The following is a 17,718-nucleotide window of genomic DNA, read 5'->3' as shown; positions in this document are numbered from 1 at the left end:
TGTAGCCCACCCCGCCGTCCGCAAAAATGGGACGTGTATGCAGAATGTGGTTCACCTCACCCGGGTGGTCCGATAGCGTTCCGTCACGGGGAGTGGGCTACTAGGAGGCGGTGTGTCCGTGAGAGACAGGGTGCCCGGGAGGGGCGGTGTGCGCAGGTCGTGGCGCACGCGCTCCGGGGCGGCGGCGCTGGCCGCGGTTATGGGTGCGACGCTGGTCGCATGCGGGAGCGGAGGCGGGCGGCCGACGCTGAGTGTGTACGCCCCCGCCGACGGCGCATCGACCATCGCGGACGTCGCGCCGAAATGCACGACCCCGCAGTACGACCTGAGGGTCTACGCGTTGCCGAAGGACGCCGACGGCCAGCGACTCCAGCTGGCGCGCCGAGTCACGGGTAACGACAAGACGCTCGACATCATGGGCATGGACGTCACCTGGACGGCCGAGTTCGCCGAAGCCGGCTGGGCACGGCAGGCACCCGACGACGTGGCCGCGCACATCAAGGACAAGGTCCTTCCCGGCCCGCTCAAGACGGCGATGTGGCAGGATAAGCTCTACGCCGTTCCGGCGTGGACCAACACCCAGCTGCTCTGGTACCGCAAGGACTCGCTCGAGAAGGTCCTCGGCAAGAAGATCACCAAACCGCCCCAGCTGACCTGGGATCAGATCCTCGACTACGCGCAGAAGAGCCGTGCGATCGGCGGTCCCGCGCAGATCGAGTCGCAGGCCGCGCAGTACGAGGGCCTGGTCGTGTGGTTCAACACGCTGCTCGAGAGTGCCGGCGGCAAGATGGTGGCCGACGACGGCAAGACCGTCACGCTCACCGACACCCCCGAGCATCGGGCCGCGACCGTCAAGGCGCTCACGATCATGAAGCAGGTTGCGACGGCTCCGGGCCACGACCCGTCGTTCACTCAGCTCAAAGAGAACGACGGCCGTCTGGCGATGGAGGCCGGCAAGGCGCTCTTCCAGGTGAACTGGCCGTTCGTGTTCGCCGGCATCCGCGAGAATGCGGCGGGCGGCGCGGTGCCGTTCCTGCCGGAGCTGAAGAAGTACGCGGCGTCGGTCAAGGAGCCGTCGGATGCGCAGCTGCGCGAGATGAACGCGCTCATCCAGAAGAAGTTCGACTTCGCGCCGTACCCGTCGGTGCAGGCGGGTAAGCCCGCCAAGAACACCATCGGCGGCGTCAACTTCGCGGTGTCGTCCACGAGCCGCTACCCGGACTTCGCGTTCGCCGCGATCGACTGCCTGACCAATACGGCGGCCGAGAAGCAGTACGCGCTGTCGGGCGGCACGCCGCCGGTCCTGCCGTCGCTGTACGACGACCCGGACTTCGTCAAGGCCTACCCGATGGCGGGCATCATCAAGGCGCAGCTGCAGGACGACACGGCCGCGGTGCGGTCACCGACACCGCTCTACCAGGCGATGTCGACGTTGCTGCAGGCCAAACTCAGTCCCGTCGGCAGTTGGGACCCCTCGGCGTTGGCGAACACGCTCAGCGATGCCGCCGAGAAGGCGCTGAGCCAGAAGGGACTGATCCCATGAGCGACTCAGGCGGCCGGCACGCCATGCCGGATCCCTCGGACGACGTGACTCGCCGGATGCCGGCGCAGCCGAGCGTTCCGGAGCCTGCGGTACCGCCCGGCCCGCGACCGTCCGGGACCGGGCTCGCGCCGTCGGCTTCGGGTGTCGGGACGGCGACCGCGGTCGCGCCCGCGAAGCGCGGCAAGGTTCCGAAAGCCGCGCTGTCGGAGGGCAAGCGGGCCGAGCGGAAGTTGGGGCTGCTGCTCATAGCGCCCGCCGCGATCGTCATGCTGCTGGTAACCGCTTACCCGATCGTCTACGCGTTCTGGCTGAGCCTGCACAAGTCGTCGCTGGCCTACCCGGGCAGGGACGAGCTGGTCTGGTTCTCCAACTACTCGACGGTGCTCACCGACGGATACTGGTGGACGGCGTTCGGCGTGACGATGTTCATCACCGTCGTGTCGGTGGTGATCGAGTTCGTGCTCGGCCTCGCCATAGCCCTGGTGATGCACCGGTCGCTGGTCGGCAGGGGCCTGGTGCGCACCGTTGTGCTGATCCCCTACGGCATCGTCACCGTGGTCGCGGCGTTCTCCTGGTTCTACGCGTGGACGCCGGGGACGGGGTACCTCGCGAACCTGCTACCCGACGGCAACGCGCCGCTCACGCAGCAGTGGCCCTCGCTCTTCATCGTCATCCTCGCGGAGGTGTGGAAGACGACGCCGTTCATGGCGCTGCTGCTGCTCTCGGGCCTCGCGTTGGTGCCGGACGACCTGCTGAAGGCGGCTGCGATGGACGGCGCCGGGGCCTGGACGCGCCTGGTCAAGATCATCCTGCCGCTCATGAAGCCGGCGATCCTGGTGGCGCTGCTGTTCCGCACGCTCGACGCGTTCCGGATCTTCGACAATATCTACATCCTCACCAACGGCAGCAACAAGACCGGCTCGGTATCGATCCTCGGCTACGACAACCTGTTCAAGGCCTTCAATCTCGGTATGGGATCGGCGATCTCGGTTCTCATCTTCGTGTGTGTCGCGATCATCGCGTTCATATTCGTCAAGGCCTTCGGCACCGCCGTGCCGGGCGCCGACTCGGAAGAGAGGCGGTAGGCAGGTGGCAACCACAGGACGCAAAATCGCATGGAGCGTCGTCGACCTGCTAGTGGTGATCTACGCGCTGTTCCCGGTGCTGTGGATCCTTTCGCTGTCGTTCAAGACGACCGCAACAGTCGGCGACGGCTCGCTGATCCCCAAGGCGTTCACACTCGACAACTACTCGGCGATCTTCTCCGGGACCGGTTTCGTGCGGCCGCTGATCAACTCGATCGGTATCGCCCTCATCTCCACCGCGATCGCGGTGCTGATCGGGACATTCGCCGCGTACGCCGTTGCACGCCTGGACTTCCCGGGCAAGAAGCTGTTCGTCGGCGCCGCGCTGCTGATCGCTATGTTCCCGCAGGTCTCCCTGATCACGCCGCTGTTCAACCTGGAGCGGAAGCTGCACCTGTTCGACACGTGGCCCGGGCTGATCCTGCCTTACATCACGTTCGCGCTGCCGCTCACGGTGTACACACTGTCGGCGTTCTTCCGTGAGATCCCGTGGGAGCTGGAGAAGGCGGCGAAGATGGACGGCGCCACGCCGGCGCAGGCGTTCCGCAAGGTGATCGCCCCGCTGGCCGCTCCCGGCGTCGTCACCGCCGCGATCCTGGTGTTCATCTTCGCCTGGAACGACCTACTGTTCGCGTTGTCGCTGACGTCCACGGACGCCGCGACGACGGCACCCGTCGCCATCGCGAACTTCACCGGCAGCTCGCAGTTCGAGCAACCCGCCGGATCGATCTCCGCGGCCGCGGTGATCGTCACCATTCCCATCATCGTCTTCGTCCTGATCTTCCAGCGACGCATCGTGGCCGGGCTGACGTCCGGTGCGGTCAAGGGCTGATCCGCTTACAAGGAGCAATCGACATGGCAGACATCGTCCTCGACCACGTGAGCAAGACGTATCCCGACGGCTCGCACGCGGTGAACGACATAGACATCCAGATCGCAGACGGGGAGTTCATCATCCTCGTCGGGCCCTCCGGCTGCGGTAAGTCCACGACCCTCAACATGATCGCCGGGCTGGAGGACATCAGCTCCGGCGAGCTGCGCATCGCCGGCGAGCGGGTCAACGACCGTGCGCCCAAGGACCGCGACATCGCGATGGTCTTCCAGTCCTACGCGCTGTACCCGCACATGAGCGTGCGCGAGAACATCGCGTTCCCGCTCAAGCTGGCCAAGGTGCCATCGGCGGAGGTCGCGGCCAAGGTGGAGGACGCGGCGCGCACCCTCGACCTGACCGCGCACCTCGACCGCAAGCCCAGCCAACTGTCCGGAGGCCAGCGGCAGCGCGTCGCGATGGGCCGCGCGATCGTCCGCAGCCCCAAGGCGTTCCTGATGGACGAGCCCTTGTCCAACCTCGACGCCAAGCTCCGCGTGCAGATGCGCACCGAGGTCTCGCGGCTCCAGAAGCGCCTCGGGACCACCATGGTGTACGTCACGCACGACCAGACCGAGGCCATGACGCTGGGCGACCGCGTAGTGGTACTGCGCGGCGGCGTCGTTCAGCAGATCGGCGCTCCGCAGGAGCTGTACGACCGGCCGCTGAACCTCTTCGTGGCGGGGTTCATCGGCTCGCCGTCGATGAACTTCCTACCCGGACGGCTCACAGGGAACGGGATCGCCACGGCGATCGGCGAGATCCCGCTGGCCACCGCGGCGGCACTGGGGCAGCGGGCCTCCGAGGCGGGTAACAAGACGGGCGAGGTCATCGTCGGCATCCGCCCCGAGCACTTCGAGGACGCGCGCCTGCTCGAGCCGCACCAGCGGACCTCCGGCCTGACGTTCCCCGCGCGGGTGGACGTTCTGGAGTCGATGGGCTCGGACAAGTACGTGCACTTCGCTCTCGACGGTGCAGGTGCCGGCGCGTCGGCCGAGGCGCTCAACGAGATCGCCGCGGATACCGGTTCGGACTTCTCGACCGACGAGGTGGTTGCCCGTCTCTCGGCGGAGTCCGGGGCGACCCGCGGCGGTCAGGTGGACCTCTACTACGACCCCTCCAAGATCTCGGTGTTCGACCAGCACTCGGGCGCGAATCTGGCTGTGTAGGTTGGCGGTACGGGTGCTGGCGGTCAGCGACGAAGAGGTCGTGTCGCTGACGGCGGGCACCTGTCGCCTGCAACCGGACGTGATACTGGGTGCCGGCGATCTTCCGGCGGGGTACCTCGAGGCACTGGTCGATCGGTACTCGGTTCCGCTTGTGTACGTGCCCGGCAACCACGATCCCGATATGAGCGGGTACCGCTGGACCGCAAGAGGTTTCGTTCGGGCCGGGATGCCGGCTGAGCCGCCCGGACCGCGCGGCGGCATCTCCGCCGACGGTGCCGTCGTGCGGGTCGCGGGCCTGACCGTTGCGGGGCTCGGCGGCTGCATCCGCTACAGCGGTGGGCCGAATCAGTGGACGGAGGCGGCCCAGGCGCGCCGCGCGTGGCGATTGCGTGCGCGTGCCGCCCGTCGTGGTCCCGTAGACGTCGTCCTGACGCACGCGCCGGCCGCCGGGGTGGGCGATGGTCCCGACGCCCCGCACCTGGGGTTCGCCTGTGTGGGAAAGCTCGTCGCGCGGCTGCGCCCGCAGGTGTTCGTCCACGGTCACGTGCACCCACACGGCCGGCGGCCGGCAGACCTCGCTGTGCCGGTGCCGGGCGGCGAGGTGCCGGTGCTGAACACGGTGGGGTACACGTACTTCGATGTCACGCCGGGTGGCGACACGTCGGGGGTATCGGTTCAGGAGCGCAGATATGGCGCGTGACACGGGTTTTCCCGATGCGGACGCGCGCGCCGACTTCGACCGGGCGCGGCGCCGGGCGTCGCTGGCGCGGCTGGCCGCGTGGATCATGCGGCAGCCGGGCGACGTCGCGGAGGTGCTCCCCTACGACGAGGTGATCGCGGCGCTGGGGCTGGTGTCCGAGCGGAACCTCGGCCTACAGGTGATCGAGGTGGCGTCGATCGTCGGGAGCGTGGACCGCACGGGTGATTTCGATCGCTATTTCCGGCCGATCAATCCTGCGCTCCGCGCGCGCTGGCTGCGGCTCGCCGCAGCGCAGCGGCGCGGGGAGTCGATGCCGCCGATCGTCGTGAAGCGGGTGGGGGACATGCATTTCGTGGTGGACGGGCACCACCGGGTGTCCATCGCGTTCGCGCGGCATTTCGAGACCATCGATGCGTACGTCACCGAGGTGGTCACGCGCGTATCCGCCACGGGTGTGAACGCGCGCTCGGACCTCCTCGTCAAAGACCATCGGAGACTGTTCCTCTCGCGGGTGCCGCTCGACGGTGCGCAGCGTGACGCCGTGCGGATGAGCGACGGGTGGGACTACAGCAGGCTTGCGGAATCCGTGGAGGCTTGGGGATTCCGGCTCATGCAGGAGACCGGCGAGTTCGCCGGGAGGCCCGAGGTCGCGCGACGCTGGTTCGGTGAGGAGTTCCTGCCGGTCGTGCGTATGGCCCGCGCGGCGGAGATTCTGCCCGAGGCCACGGATGCGGAGCTGTATCTCTTCGTCGCGTGTGAGCGGTACCGGCTGGTGCGGCGCCACGCGTGGAGCGAGGAGATCATGGACGCCGTGTCCGAGCAGGCACGCGCCCACGGATGGGCGCCGGGGCGGTTCTTCTGACGCTGCGCTCACTCGGCGCGGACGATCGCGGCGACCAGTGGGGAGCCGGGCGCGAGGCCGTTACGGCGTGACAGCCAGTGCGGCGACGATCCGGGTAGCGAGGTCGTGGTCACCCACGACCGCGAAGCGGTCCATGGGCACCTCGCGTCGGCCGCCCGCACGAAGGATGAACGACTCGCGGTCGGTGGTGATCCGCAGGCCCCCAGCAGGCGGCTCGGGAAGCAGGCGTCCACGCCCGGCGTCGTCGACCGTGGCGGTGGTGACGTGCCCATCGACGTCGAGGGTCACCGTCGTGCCCGGGGTGAGGTCACATTTCTTGCCGAGTACGAAGCCCAGGCTCTCCGAGAGGTATTCGACGACGTGCCGGGCCGGGGGAGTGTCCATTCCTCCGGGGCGACCGACCGCGCGCCGGATGTCCTGTTCGTGCATCCAGACGTCGAGCGGGCGGTTGCGCAGCAGGGTGCGCATAGACCAGCCGAGCGCGCCGAAGACGCCGGGCGCCGGCGCGTCGGGATCGCCGGGTGGATCGGCGAGGAGGGCCGCGTGCCGACGCGCGGTGATCTCGCCTATCTCTCTGGCGATCTCGGCGCCCGTGTGGTCCCTGCGGTTGAGCACGCCGATTTCGGTGAACGCCGACATCGGGCCGGTGATGTGCGGGGCGCTCGGCACGTCGGCGGTCTCGTGCGGACCGCCCACGAGGATCGACTCGAGGTGGGCGACGTGCCCGGCGACGGCGCGGACGTCCCACCCCGCGAGATCGGTGGGGCGGGCGAAGTCGGACTCGGGGAGGTCGTCGAGCAGTGCGACAAGATCCTGGGCGCTGCGCCACCAGGTCTCGACGAGGGCGGACAGCTCGGTCGAGGGCATTGCCCGACCCTATAGGGTCGGTTGGCGTGAGCACCGTGGACCGGGTCCGAGAGCACCTCCTGGAGTACCAGGCGCAGCGTGGCTTCGACGCGCCGGTGTCGGCATCGCTGACGTTCCTCGGTGTCGAGCCCGTCGAGGTGATGCGCTGGGCCGGCGTCGTCGAGGGGGTGCCGACCATCGTGTTCGCCTCCGTCGGCTGCTCCCGCCACGCGATGACCGATCCGTCGGACTTCGCGCCGTCCGACGACGGGCCGCGCGCCGAGGTACTGCTCGAGCTGACGCCACGCACTCCGGACCAGGCCGAACTGCGGGGCGCGCACCGCACGGTCGCCCTACTCGCGGCGTCACCGGCCGTCGAGGGGCTGGTGCTGGGTCCCGATGCGCTCGTCGACCTCTCGGCGCCGCTGTGGGAGGGTGCGCCGTTCACGGCGGTGTTGCTCGCGGAGTCGGACGTGCCGGACCTCTCGATTCCCGCGGGATCGCAGGTGTGCTTCCTCCGCGCCGTGCCGATCACCGCGAACGAGGCGGCATGGGTGCGTCTCAAGGGCGCGGATGCCCTCCGTGAGGCGTGGGCCGAGGCGTCCATCGATCCGGCCGACCCGGCCCGCGCCGCGGCGAATCAGGTATAGCGCGGGGGCGCGACCTAGACGCGTGGGCAAGCGGTGCCCCGGTCTCGCGCCGGGACACGGCACAATAGTGGGATGCGCTTCCGTCGTTTCGTCGCCATCGGCGACAGTCAGACCGAGGGCCTCTGGGATGGTGACGACGGCAGCGGGTTGCGCGGCTGGGCGGATCGGCTCGCCGAGCGCCTCGCCGTCGACGATCCGGGCATCGAGTACGCCAACCTGGCGGTGCGTTCTCGACGGATCGCGGAGATCCACGATGAGCAGTTCGCCGCGGCGCTGGCTATGGAGCCAGACCTCGTGGGCGTCTGCGTCGGCATGAACGATGCAACGGCGCTGACCACCGACATGGGTCCCGCATTGGATCTCATGGATGCGATGTACCGACGGCTCGCCGAGACCGGTGCGACGGTACTGACCACCACATTCCCGAACATCCGCGAGATCATCCCGGCGGCCCGCTTCTTCGCCGGCCGGGTCGAGGCGCTCAACGCGCGCATCCGCCGCGCGGCGGACGAGTACGGCCTGCACCTGGTCGACCTGTACTCGGCTCCGTCGATGGTGGACCTACGGATGTGGAGTCCCGACCGCCTACACGGATCGGCTCTGGGACATGAGCGGTTCGCTCTGGCCGCGGCCGAGGCGTTGGGGCTCGAAGGTGCCGACGATGCGTGGACGCATCCGCTGCCCGGCGCGGTCCCGACGTCCGGTTCGGCGCGCCTGCTCGCCGATATCGATTGGGTGGCCGTGGTTCTCGGTCCGTGGGTGCTGCGCCGACTGCGCGGGGTGTCCACCGGCGATGGCCGCACGGCCAAGCGTCCGCAGCCGCTCCCGTTCGGGCAGGCTTCACCGTCGCCGCTCGATTCTGGCGCGTGAGTTACAGCCACTTCACCTTGCGGAAGACGGTGTAGAGCCCGACGCAGGCGACCAGCATGAGCGCGAGAACCGCGTAATAGCTGTAGTGCCAATGGAGTTCGGGCATGTTGTCGAAGTTCATGCCGTAGACGCCGGCGATCATGGTCGGTACGGCGACGATGCCCACCCACGCCGAGATCCGGCGCATATCGTTGTTCTGCTGCATACTGATCCGCGCCAGCGCCGCGTCTATGAGCGAGCTGAGGACGTCGTTGTACGTCTCGATGTGATCGGAGACCAGCGCCTGGTGGTCCAGCACGTCGGAGAAGTAGCGCTCGATCTCGGACGGCACCAGGTCGCCGAACTCGGTGGTGAGGCGGCGCAGCGCAGAGGACAGGGGCGCGATGCCGCGGCGCAGCTCGACGACATCGCGCTTGAGCTGGTAGATCTCGTCGATCTGCGGGCTGCTGCCTGCGCGGAACACCTCCTCCTCGAGGTTGTCGATGTCGTCCTCGATGAGATCGGAGACGGCCACGTAGCTATCGACCACATGGTCTGTGACGGCGTGCATGACGGCGGTCGGGCCGAGCGCGAGCATGTCCGCGCGCCCCTCCATCGAGCGTCGGACGCGGCGCAGGCTCCCGTGCTCGCCGTGCCGAACCGTGATCACGTAATCGGGGCCGACGAGCACCATCACCTCGCCGGTCTCCACGATCCGCCCCATCGGGTCGGATCTGTTGTGCCCCACGTAGTTCACGGTCTTGACGATGAGGAACATCGTGTCGTCGAAGCGATCCACCTTGGGGCGGCTGTGCGTGACGAGGGTGTCCTCGACGGTCAGCGGGTGCACGCCGAAAACGCGTGACACCTCGTCCATCTGGTGCTGATCGGGATCGAGCAGGCCGACCCAGACGTAGCCCTGGCCGCGCTTGCGGACCTCTTCTATGGCCTCGGCATAGCCGAAGCGGCCGGGTAGGCGGACACCGTCGACGTACACGCCGCAGTCCACCACGGCTCGCGCCACCGGGACGCGGATCGCGGGGACGGCATCGGCTTCGCGGCGGATCCCGGGCCGAGGGAGCGAGGGCATGGCTGCATCATAACCGCGCCCGCCGGGTCCGCCCGTCGCGCCGGACGGTAGAAATGGGGCGTGAGAAGAAGCGTCCCGTACCACCGCGGTATCGCCGCAGCGGCGGCGGCAGTGTGCGTGGTCGCCGTCGCCGCGGGCTGTTCAGACGTCGGGGACGCGTCCGATCTGGGCACGCCTCCTCCCGCTCCGAACATCGTGATCGGGGCCGGGCCGTCGCCCGTCGACCGCATAGCCGCGCGGCTCTACGCGGGAGCTCTGGGCGGCAGCGGGGGGAGGGTGACGGTGCGGGACCTGACCGGCGCAGCCGACGCCGGCGTCTCGGCGGTGGAGGCGGGTTCGGTCTCGGTGACGCCGGCGGCTTCGGCGGACCTGTTGCGTCGCTACCTCGGTCGTGGCGGCGCGGACCCGGCGTCGCTCCCGACGGTGACAGGGGAGTGGGACGGGCAGTACGTGCGGCTCGCCGGCGTGCTGCCCGACGGCCTGGGCGCAGGCGACCCGACGCCGGCCGTCGACCAGCCGATGCTGTACGCCCGACCGGGTGGGGCGTCGAAGCTCGCGGACTGCGCGCAGATGCGCGGCGCGGTGGCCGTGCCCGGCGGAGCGAAGGTGTCGGCGGTCGACGGTGCCTTCGGCTGCGGGTTCTCGTCGGTGCTGACGGTCGCCACGGCGGATGACGCGGCGCGGGCGGTGCTCGAAGGACGCGCGGACGCTGCTCGACTGGGTAGCCTCCAGGCCCCGTCGAGCGTGAGCATGCTCTCGGACGACGAGGGCCGGCTGCCCGCGAACCGCATCCTCCCGCTGTTCCGGCGGTCCGGGGTCAACACGACGCAGGCGCGAGCGCTCAATGCCGTCGCGGGCGAACTGACGACGAGCGACCTCGCTGCCATGACGGTCCGCGTCGCCGCCGGACAGTCGAGACCCGGCGACGAGGCGGCCGCGTGGCTGCAGGCGCACCCGCTGAGGTAGCTATCCCAGGCGGCTGGCGAGCCGCTTGTCGACGATCGCGCTGCCCCGCTCGTATGCGGATCCGCCGATGCGGACGATCGCGTCGAGGACGCGTGCGTCGGGACCGATCAGGACCCGGCCGCGGTTCCGCTTCACGCCCTTGAGGATGGTCTCGGCGGCGGACTCGGCCGACGTCCGCGCGAGGTACTTGTCGAAGAAGGCGGCGAAGCCGGCCTGGTTGGCGCCCTCGGCGACCGTTGCGTTGCGTGCGATCGCGGTCTTGATGCCGCCGGGATGCACGCACGTGACGCCGACGTGCGGGTGCGTGCTCAGCATCTCGATGCGCAGCGACTCGGTGAAGCCGCGCACCGCGAACTTGGCGGCGTTGTAGGCGCTCTGGCCGCCCACCCCGAGGAGGCCGAACAGCGACGACGTATTGATGATGTGCGCGTCGCCAGACGCGATCAGATGCGGAAGGAACGCCTTGGTGCCGTTGACGACGCCCCAGAAGTCGATGTCCAGGACGCGGTCGTAGTCCTTGAACGACGTCTGCTCGACAGGTGCGTGGTGCGCGATGCCGGCGTTGTTGAACACCAGGTTGACGGTGCCGTAGTGCGCGACGACCTCGTCGGCGTATGCGAGGACCTGCTCGCGCTCTGCGACGTTCACGACCTTGGTGTGGACCTCGGCGCCGGCGGCGCGGGCGAGCTCGGCGGTCTGCTCGAGACCCGTGGGGTCGTAGTCGCACAGCGACAGTTTGGCGCCGTCCTTCGCGAGCGCCACGGCGAGCTCGCGGCCCATTCCGGAGGCCGCACCGGTGATCACGGCGACCTTGCCGCGGAAGTCCTTCATTTCGATGTACTTCTCTCTGTCGAGACCGAGGGTTGTGGGCCCACACTATGGAGCGCAATCCTCGGATGTCAACGAGCTATTGAGTAGGATTCAGTAGGTGACGAGGAAGACGGTGGCCGGTGCCCTACGGCGCAAGCGGACCCGGATGAGTCCGGAGGCCCGGCGGCAACAGTTCATCGACCTGGGGCTCGCGCGGCTCAAGAACGTCGCGCTCGAGCAGGTGTCGGTCGAGGAGATCGCCGCCGAGGCGGGCGTGTCGGCCGGGCTGCTGTTCCACTACTTCGATTCCAAACTCGACTTCCAGGTCGCCCTCGTCGAGGAGCAGGCCCGCATCGTCGGCGAGGTCGCGACGCCGTCCCGGCAGCCCGAGGACCTCTCCGAGGTGATGCCCATCCTCACCGACACGCTCGGCGCGTACGTCGACCATATCGTGGAGAACAGGCAGTCGCTGTTGCCGATGCTCGCGGGCGTCAGCTGGTCCGAGCCGCGCATCCGCGGCGCCGTCAAGGGCGTCCGCGAGCAGATCGTCGCTCAGTTCCTGACGATCGCGGACGAGATCGGCGTCCTGCGGTCGCGGCGGTTCGTGCTGGCGATCCACGGCTGGATCGCGGTCGTGGAGGAGACGATGGTGCACTGGCTCGACGAGGGCTCCGACTTCGCCGGGATGAGCCGCGACGAGATCGTCGATCACCTGGCCACAGTCTTCATGGCCATCGCCGGCGCGGTCGGGCTGGACCTCGATGCGGCCGAGGACACCGTCGCCGGCTGACCGGCTGAGCCGGCTGAGCCGGGTCGGCCCCGGAACCGCACGGTTCCGGGGCCGATACGTCGATCGCGCGACTACTGCGTGAACGCCTCGTCGATGATCTGCGCCTGCTCGACGGCGTGCACCTTCGACGAGCCCGAGCACGGGGCCGACATGGGGCGCCGCGAGATCCGCTTCAGGCGGCCCAGACGGTCGGGCAGCAGCTCGGGCAGCGCGAGGCCGAACGTGGGCCACGCGCCCTGGTTGGCCGGCTCCTCCTGCACCCAGCTGATGTCCTTCGCGTTCGGGTACAGGTCCAGCGTCGCCGGCAGGCGGCGGGTCGGCAGCGGGTAGAGCTGCTCGAGGCGGACGATGGCGACGTCCTCGCGGCCGTCTTTGGCGCGCCGCGCGGCCAGCTCCCAGTACAGCTTGCCGGAGACCAGCAGCAGCTTGGTGACCTTGCTGCGATCGCCGCCGGCCTGCTCGAACTGCGGGTCGTCGAGCACCGAACGGAACTTGCCGTCGGTGAACTCGTGCAGCGGCGACACGACGGCCTTGTTGCGCAGCATGGACTTCGGCGTGAACACCACCATCGGGCGTCGCACACCGTCGAGGGCGTGGCGGCGCAGCAGGTGGAAGTACGACGCCGGCGTGGACGGCATCGCGACCGTCATCGAGCCCTCGGCGCACAGCTGCAGGAACCGCTCGATGCGGCCCGACGTGTGGTCGGGGCCCTGACCCTCGTGGCCGTGCGGTAGGAGCAGCGTCACGTTGGACAGCTGGCCCCACTTGGCCTCGCCGGAGCTGATGAACTCGTCGATCATCGACTGTGCACCGTTGACGAAGTCGCCGAACTGCGCCTCCCAGCACACGAGCGCCTGCGGGTCGCCCACGGAGTAGCCGTACTCGAAGCCGAGCCCCGCGTACTCGGTCAGCGCCGAGTCGTAGACCTCGAACTTGCCCTTCGACGGGCCGCTGTCGGGTCCGAGATGGTCGAGCGGCGTGTACTCGTGGCCGTCGGAGCGGTCGATCAGGACGGAGTGCCGCTGGCTGAACGTGCCGCGGCGGCTGTCCTGGCCGGCGAGGCGCACAGTGCGGCCCTCCTCGACGAGCGAACCGAACGCGAGCAGTTCGCCGAACGCCCAGTCGACGCCACCCTCGCGAGACATCTCCTTACGGCGTTTGGTCACCGGGGCGACGCGCGGATGCACCGTGAAGCCGTCCGGAACTTCGACGAAGGCGTCGCCGATCCGGGCGATGTCCTCCTTGGTGATCGCCGTGACGAGGCGGGTCGGCAGTTCCTGGTCCTCTAGGATCGTCGGCGACGGTTCGGCCTGGTACTTCTCCAGCTCGCGCACCTCGTTGAACACGCGCTCCAGCTGCCCCTGGTAGTCGCGCATCGCGTCCTCGGCCTCCTTGGTCGAGATGTCGCCGCGACCGATCAGCGCCTCGGTGTAGGACTTGCGGACTCCGCGCTTGGTATCGATCACGTCGTACATGCCCGGCTGAGTCATCGACGGGTCGTCGCCCTCGTTGTGGCCGCGGCGCCGGTAGCACACGAGGTCGATGACGACGTCCTTGCCGAACTGCTGACGGAAGTCGACCGCCAGCTTGGCCACCCACACGCACGCCTCGGGATCGTCGCCGTTGACGTGGAAGATCGGCGCACCGATCATCTTCGCGACGTCGGTGCAGTACTGCGAGCTGCGCGAGTTCTCCGGCGCCGTGGTGAAGCCGACCTGGTTGTTGACGACGATGTGGATCGTGCCGCCGTTGTCGAAGCCCGCCAGGTTCGCCATGTTCAGCGTCTCGGCAACCACACCCTGGCCGGCGAACGCGGCGTCACCGTGCAACATCAGCGGCAGAACCGGATGCTCGCCCTCGGGGGGCGCGAGGAGGTCCTGCTTGGCGTGCACGATGCCCTCGAGGACCGGGTCGACGGCCTCCAGGTGCGAGGGATTCGCGACAAGCGAGACCTTGATCTCGTTCTCGCCGAACATCTGGTAGTAGGTGCCCTCGGCCCCGAGGTGGTATTTCACGTCGCCGGACCCGTGCGCCTGTGCCGGGTTCAGGTTGCCCTCGAACTCGGTGAAGATCTTGCTGTACGGCTTGCCGACGATGTTCGCCAGAACGTTCAGGCGGCCGCGGTGCGGCATGCCGATGACGACCTCGTTGAGCACGTGCTCGGCGGACTGGTCGATCACGCCGTCCATCATGGGGATGACGGACTCGGCGCCCTCCAACGAGAACCGCTTCTGGCCGACGTACTTCGTCGCGAGGAAGGTCTCGAAGGCCTCGGCCGCGTTCAGCTTGCTCAGCAGGTACTTCTGCTCGGCGACGGTCGGCTTGATCGCCTTGTTCTCGACGCGCTCCTGCAGCCACTTCTGCTGCTCGGGCTCGAGGATGTGGGTGTACTCGACGCCCACGTGGCGGCAGTACGCGTCGCGCAGCACGGACAGCACCTCGCGGAGCTTCATCCGCTCCTTGCCGTGGAAGCCGCCGACGTTGAACGTACGGTCCAGGTCCCAGAGGGTGAGCTCGTACGTGAGCACGTTGAGGTCGGGGTGCGATTCGAGGCTGTCGTTGTTGTAGCGCAGCGGGTCGACGTCGGCCATCAAGTGGCCGCGGTTACGGTACGCCGCGATCAGCTCGAGGACGCGCGCGTCCTTGTCGACGCCGTGGCTCGGGATGTCCTGGCGCCAGCGGATCGGCTCGTACGGGATGTGCAGGGCGCGGAAGATCTCGTCCCAGAACTCGTCCGAGAGCATCATCTGGTGGATGTGCCGGAGGAAGTCTCCGGACTCGGCGCCCTGGATTATGCGGTGGTCGTAGGTCGAGGTCAGTGTGGTGAGCTTGCCCACGGCGTTCTTGGCGAGCGTCTCCTCGCTCGCGCCCTGGAACTCGGCCGGGTACTCCATCGCGCCCACGCCGATGATGGCGCCCTGCCCCTTCATGAGGCGGGGGACGGAGTGCACGGTGCCGATGCCGCCGGGGTTGGTCAGCGAGATCGTCACCCCTGCGAAGTCCTCGGCCGTCAACTTGGCGTCGCGTGCTCGCCGGACGATGTCCTCGTACGCGGCTACGAACTCCCCGAAGCCCATCTCCTCGGTGGCCTTGATGGCGGCGACGACCAGGCTGCGGGAACCGTTCTTCCCCGCGAGGTCTATCGCCAGGCCCAGGTTCACATGGGGCGGCGTGACGGCGTTGGGCTTGCCGTCGACCTCGGCGAAGTGCCGGTTCATGTTCGGGAACGCCTTGACCGCCTGGACGATCGCGTAACCGATGATGTGCGTGAAGCTGATCTTGCCGCCGCGGGTGCGGGCGAGGTGGTTGTTGATGACGACGCGGTTGTCGAACATGACCTTGACCGGTATCGAGCGCACCGACGTCGCCGTCGGGACCTCGAGGCTGATGTTCATGTTCTTGACCACGGCCGCGGCCGGGCCCCGGAGGATCTTCTTCTCCTCCTCGGCGGGGAACTCCTCGGTCTTGGCTGCTGCCTTCGGCTTCGCGTCCGCGGTCGGCTTGGGCGTAGCGGCCGCTGCGGGCCCCGGGGCCGCCGTCTGGGTGGACTTCGGCGCGGTCTTGGGCGCGGGCGCCTGCGATGCCTTGGGCGCGGGCGCCTGCGACGTAGTGGGCGCCTGCGATGCCTTCGCCGCCGGCGGGGCAGCCTTCGGTGCGCTCGTGGTGGTGGGCTCGGAGGCGGGGGCTGCGCCGTTCGAGGAGGCGCTCGCGGCGGCTCCGTCTTCACCGGGAGGGCTGTAGTTCGCGAGGAAGTCGTGCCAGCTCGGGTCGACCGTGGATGGGTCGGCCTTGAACCGCTCGTACATCTCCTCGACCAACCACTCGTTCTGGCCGAATTCCCCTACAGAGCTGCTGCTCACGGCAGTGTCTCGCCTCGATTCCACTTCGCTCATCCATTGCACGCCACAACAGACGTCGGTGTGACGCTTCCGCTTGTTCAGCGTAGTGCACTTCGCTTGCGGCGTGTCAGATCCATCCACATTCCCGGGCGGGTGGTCGACGCATGCCCGAGCGAGGGCACCGAGTCATTCAACGAGCCGGCGGAGCGCGGTGTTCCCAAGGTCAACCCGCGTTGCCTCCGAGCGCCGGACCGCGGTCCGATCCGGTGGTGTCGCCGGGGGGCGTGTGGACGACGGCACCGTCCACCGTCGTGCCCGTCCAGACGGCGGGGGCCGGACCGAACGCCTCGCGGGTGTTGCGGATCACGGCCTTACCCAGGGCTCGGTTACCGCCGGCGCCGACCACCAGTCCGATGCCGGCCGGCAGCAGCGTTCCGAGCATCAGCGGCGCACGCTTCGCGAGGAATCGCTTGGTGAACATCTTCATGAGCTGCTGATTGAGGTTGTTCAGCGTCGGGATCTGAAGCGGGTTCTTCTTGAGGTTCATCAGGTTCGCGTTCTTCGCGCCGACCGTGCGGCGCAGGGCGCCCAGCCCCGATTCGCCCAGCACCGACGTGAGGACCAGGGCCTTGCGTAGTTCGCGCTCGTCGATCGGGATGCCGTGCACCTCCGCGACCGCCAGCGAGTACAGCGCCGACGCCTCCATGAACACGACGGTCTCGGCGCCCACCGTGCCCAGCGCGGCGATGGTGCCGACGCCGGGGACCGCGGCGGTGGCTCCGGCGGCACCGCCCGTGCCCGTGACGGTGAGCAGGAACCGCTTCTCCAGGCGGGTGATGATCTGGGCGGGCGACTCGTCCGGGTGGGACTCGCGGAGCTTGGCGACGTACTTCGCTACAGCGGGCGCCTGTAGGCGCGCGGCGTTGTCGACGAGCGCTCCGGCGGCGCCGCCGGTCGGGGCGGTGGCCTGGACCGGCAGGCGGGTGGGCTGCGCTATCGCGTCGGATTCGGTGATCGCGGGTGAACGGTCGCGGTTGCGACGGGCGGCCATGGCGACTCCTGTGTGTTGTGGGCGGGCTGTCCGCCTCGTGTCCTCCTTGGTACCACCGTGCGGAGCCGGGTTCCCCGCGATCCGGGCACGTGGTGAGCTCGGGGCCGCAGCGCCGTGCCGCGGAATCGAAGTCGAATCCTGTCGGTCCGCCGCGCTACGGTTCCAACCATGCCGCAGCCCACACCGGTCCCGTACTCGCTCGAGATACCCACGCGCTGGAAGGACAACGACGTATACGGGCACGTCAACAATGTCGAGTACTACAGCTTCTTCGACACGGTGATCAACAGCTTCCTGATCAAGCAGGGCGGACTCGACATCCACCGGGGAGCCGTGATCGGGCTGTGTGTGGAGTCTCACTGCCGTTACGACGGGCCGCTCGCGTTCCCCGAGACGGTGACGGCGCGGCTCGAGGTCGTGCGGCTCGGTTCGTCCAGTGTCACGTACGCGGTCACGCTGTTCGGCGAGGCTTCCGGGCAGAACCCGGCGGCGGAGGGCTGGTTCGTGCACGTCTTCGTCGACCGTGAGACGCGACGCCCGGTGCCTATCCCCGACCCCATCCGCTCGGCGCTGGGTCCATTGCTGCGGGCGGAGGGGTAG

At 68.6% G+C, this 17,718-nt stretch carries 16 protein-coding genes; 11 read left to right on the top strand and 5 right to left on the bottom strand.

All coding sequences use genetic code 11. The annotated features are described in order from the left end of the window. Positions 1-112 precede the first annotated feature (112 nt). From P0W64_RS12785 to P0W64_RS12760, 6 genes are read left to right on the top strand one after another with little or no spacing between them, the layout of a single operon-like run. Entirely contained in the window at positions 113-1,543 is a 1,431-nt protein-coding gene (locus tag P0W64_RS12785; protein ID WP_275480506.1) for an extracellular solute-binding protein, read from the top strand. Next, entirely contained in the window at positions 1,540-2,628 is a 1,089-nt protein-coding gene (locus tag P0W64_RS12780) for an ABC transporter permease subunit (RefSeq protein ID WP_275480505.1), read from the top strand. Before P0W64_RS12785 ends, P0W64_RS12780 begins: the two co-directional genes overlap by 4 nt. 4 nt (positions 2,629-2,632) lie before the next feature. Continuing rightward, positions 2,633-3,460 carry a carbohydrate ABC transporter permease gene (locus P0W64_RS12775; RefSeq protein ID WP_275480504.1) on the top strand — a complete coding sequence of 276 codons (828 nt, stop codon included), beginning with the start codon at positions 2,633-2,635 and terminating at the stop codon, positions 3,458-3,460. Positions 3,461-3,483: 23 nt separating this feature from the next. Further along, positions 3,484-4,665 carry a sn-glycerol-3-phosphate ABC transporter ATP-binding protein UgpC gene (gene ugpC / locus P0W64_RS12770; protein ID WP_275480503.1) on the top strand — a complete coding sequence of 394 codons (1,182 nt, stop codon included), beginning with the start codon at positions 3,484-3,486 and terminating at the stop codon, positions 4,663-4,665. A gap of 13 nt (positions 4,666-4,678) precedes the next feature. Further along, positions 4,679-5,365 carry a metallophosphoesterase gene (locus P0W64_RS12765; RefSeq protein ID WP_275480502.1) on the top strand — a complete coding sequence of 229 codons (687 nt, stop codon included), beginning with the start codon at positions 4,679-4,681 and terminating at the stop codon, positions 5,363-5,365. After that, positions 5,355-6,227 (top strand): chromosome partitioning protein ParB, encoded by an 873-nt coding sequence (locus P0W64_RS12760; RefSeq protein ID WP_275480501.1) that lies wholly within the window; start codon positions 5,355-5,357, stop codon positions 6,225-6,227. The genes P0W64_RS12765 and P0W64_RS12760 overlap by 11 nt, the downstream gene beginning before the upstream one ends. A 60-nt stretch (positions 6,228-6,287) precedes the next feature. Here P0W64_RS12760 and P0W64_RS12755 read toward each other — a convergent pair whose 3' ends face one another. Beyond that, positions 6,288-7,094, bottom strand: coding sequence for a maleylpyruvate isomerase family mycothiol-dependent enzyme (locus P0W64_RS12755; protein ID WP_275480500.1), 807 nt, complete (start codon positions 7,092-7,094; stop codon positions 6,288-6,290). Between the two features lie 26 nt (positions 7,095-7,120). Between P0W64_RS12755 and P0W64_RS12750 the strand changes: the two genes are divergently transcribed. Next, the gene (locus P0W64_RS12750) at positions 7,121-7,723 is read left to right on the top strand and encodes a suppressor of fused domain protein (protein WP_343232855.1); all 603 of its coding nucleotides are present in this window, start codon (positions 7,121-7,123) and stop codon (positions 7,721-7,723) included. Positions 7,724-7,795: 72 nt separating this feature from the next. Next, positions 7,796-8,593, top strand: coding sequence for an SGNH/GDSL hydrolase family protein (locus P0W64_RS12745; RefSeq protein WP_275480499.1), 798 nt, complete (start codon positions 7,796-7,798; stop codon positions 8,591-8,593). A gap of 1 nt (position 8,594) precedes the next feature. On the opposite strand, the gene corA is transcribed toward P0W64_RS12745, so the two are convergent. Beyond that, on the bottom strand, positions 8,595-9,662 hold the full coding sequence (gene corA, locus P0W64_RS12740; protein WP_275480498.1) for a magnesium/cobalt transporter CorA: 1,068 nt from the start codon (positions 9,660-9,662) through the stop codon (positions 8,595-8,597). A gap of 60 nt (positions 9,663-9,722) precedes the next feature. Here corA and P0W64_RS12735 point away from each other — a divergent pair, with 60 nt between their 5' ends. Continuing rightward, positions 9,723-10,628 carry a hypothetical protein gene (locus P0W64_RS12735; RefSeq protein WP_275480497.1) on the top strand — a complete coding sequence of 302 codons (906 nt, stop codon included), beginning with the start codon at positions 9,723-9,725 and terminating at the stop codon, positions 10,626-10,628. Here P0W64_RS12735 and P0W64_RS12730 read toward each other — a convergent pair whose 3' ends face one another. Continuing rightward, a complete protein-coding gene (locus P0W64_RS12730) occupies positions 10,629-11,459 on the bottom strand; it encodes an SDR family NAD(P)-dependent oxidoreductase (protein ID WP_275480496.1) in 831 nt (276 codons plus the stop codon). It abuts the gene before it with no gap. 97 nt (positions 11,460-11,556) lie between these two features. Here P0W64_RS12730 and P0W64_RS12725 point away from each other — a divergent pair, with 97 nt between their 5' ends. Beyond that, the gene (locus tag P0W64_RS12725) at positions 11,557-12,228 is read left to right on the top strand and encodes a TetR/AcrR family transcriptional regulator (RefSeq protein WP_275480495.1); all 672 of its coding nucleotides are present in this window, start codon (positions 11,557-11,559) and stop codon (positions 12,226-12,228) included. Between the two features lie 71 nt (positions 12,229-12,299). Here the strand turns inward: P0W64_RS12725 and P0W64_RS12720 are convergent, their stop codons facing one another. Beyond that, complete coding sequence (locus tag P0W64_RS12720) at positions 12,300-16,088, bottom strand: multifunctional oxoglutarate decarboxylase/oxoglutarate dehydrogenase thiamine pyrophosphate-binding subunit/dihydrolipoyllysine-residue succinyltransferase subunit (RefSeq protein ID WP_275480494.1); 3,789 nt, start codon at positions 16,086-16,088, stop codon at positions 12,300-12,302. 202 nt (positions 16,089-16,290) lie between these two features. After that, the gene (locus P0W64_RS12715) at positions 16,291-17,118 is read right to left on the bottom strand and encodes a hypothetical protein (RefSeq protein ID WP_275480493.1); all 828 of its coding nucleotides are present in this window, start codon (positions 17,116-17,118) and stop codon (positions 16,291-16,293) included. A 168-nt stretch (positions 17,119-17,286) separates the two neighbouring features. On the opposite strand from P0W64_RS12715, the gene P0W64_RS12710 reads away from it, so the two are divergent. Next, a complete protein-coding gene (locus tag P0W64_RS12710; protein WP_275480492.1) occupies positions 17,287-17,718 on the top strand; it encodes a thioesterase family protein in 432 nt (143 codons plus the stop codon).

The organism is Tsukamurella sp. 8F (assembly GCF_029167375.1).
Lineage (GTDB): Bacteria > Actinomycetota > Actinomycetes > Mycobacteriales > Mycobacteriaceae > Tsukamurella.
The sequence above is the reverse complement of the archived record's forward strand: the minus strand, read 5'-3'. Positions and strand labels throughout refer to the sequence as shown.

Bases quoted from the DNA above. Each gene is read 5' to 3' on its own strand.
- P0W64_RS12780 (WP_275480505.1), top strand. From the start codon at position 1,540: ATGAGCGACTCAGGCGGCCGGCACGCCATGCCGGATCCCTCGGACGAC.
- P0W64_RS12710 (WP_275480492.1), top strand. From the start codon at position 17,287: ATGCCGCAGCCCACACCGGTCCCGTACTCGCTCGAGATACCCACGCGC.
- P0W64_RS12715 (WP_275480493.1), bottom strand. From the start codon at position 17,118: ATGGCCGCCCGTCGCAACCGCGACCGTTCACCCGCGATCACCGAATCC.
- P0W64_RS12745 (WP_275480499.1), top strand. From the start codon at position 7,796: ATGCGCTTCCGTCGTTTCGTCGCCATCGGCGACAGTCAGACCGAGGGC.
- P0W64_RS12760 (WP_275480501.1), top strand. From the start codon at position 5,355: ATGGCGCGTGACACGGGTTTTCCCGATGCGGACGCGCGCGCCGACTTC.
- P0W64_RS12755 (WP_275480500.1), bottom strand. From the start codon at position 7,094: ATGCCCTCGACCGAGCTGTCCGCCCTCGTCGAGACCTGGTGGCGCAGC.
- P0W64_RS12730 (WP_275480496.1), bottom strand. From the start codon at position 11,459: ATGAAGGACTTCCGCGGCAAGGTCGCCGTGATCACCGGTGCGGCCTCC.
- ugpC (WP_275480503.1), top strand. From the start codon at position 3,484: ATGGCAGACATCGTCCTCGACCACGTGAGCAAGACGTATCCCGACGGC.
- corA (WP_275480498.1), bottom strand. From the start codon at position 9,662: ATGCCCTCGCTCCCTCGGCCCGGGATCCGCCGCGAAGCCGATGCCGTC.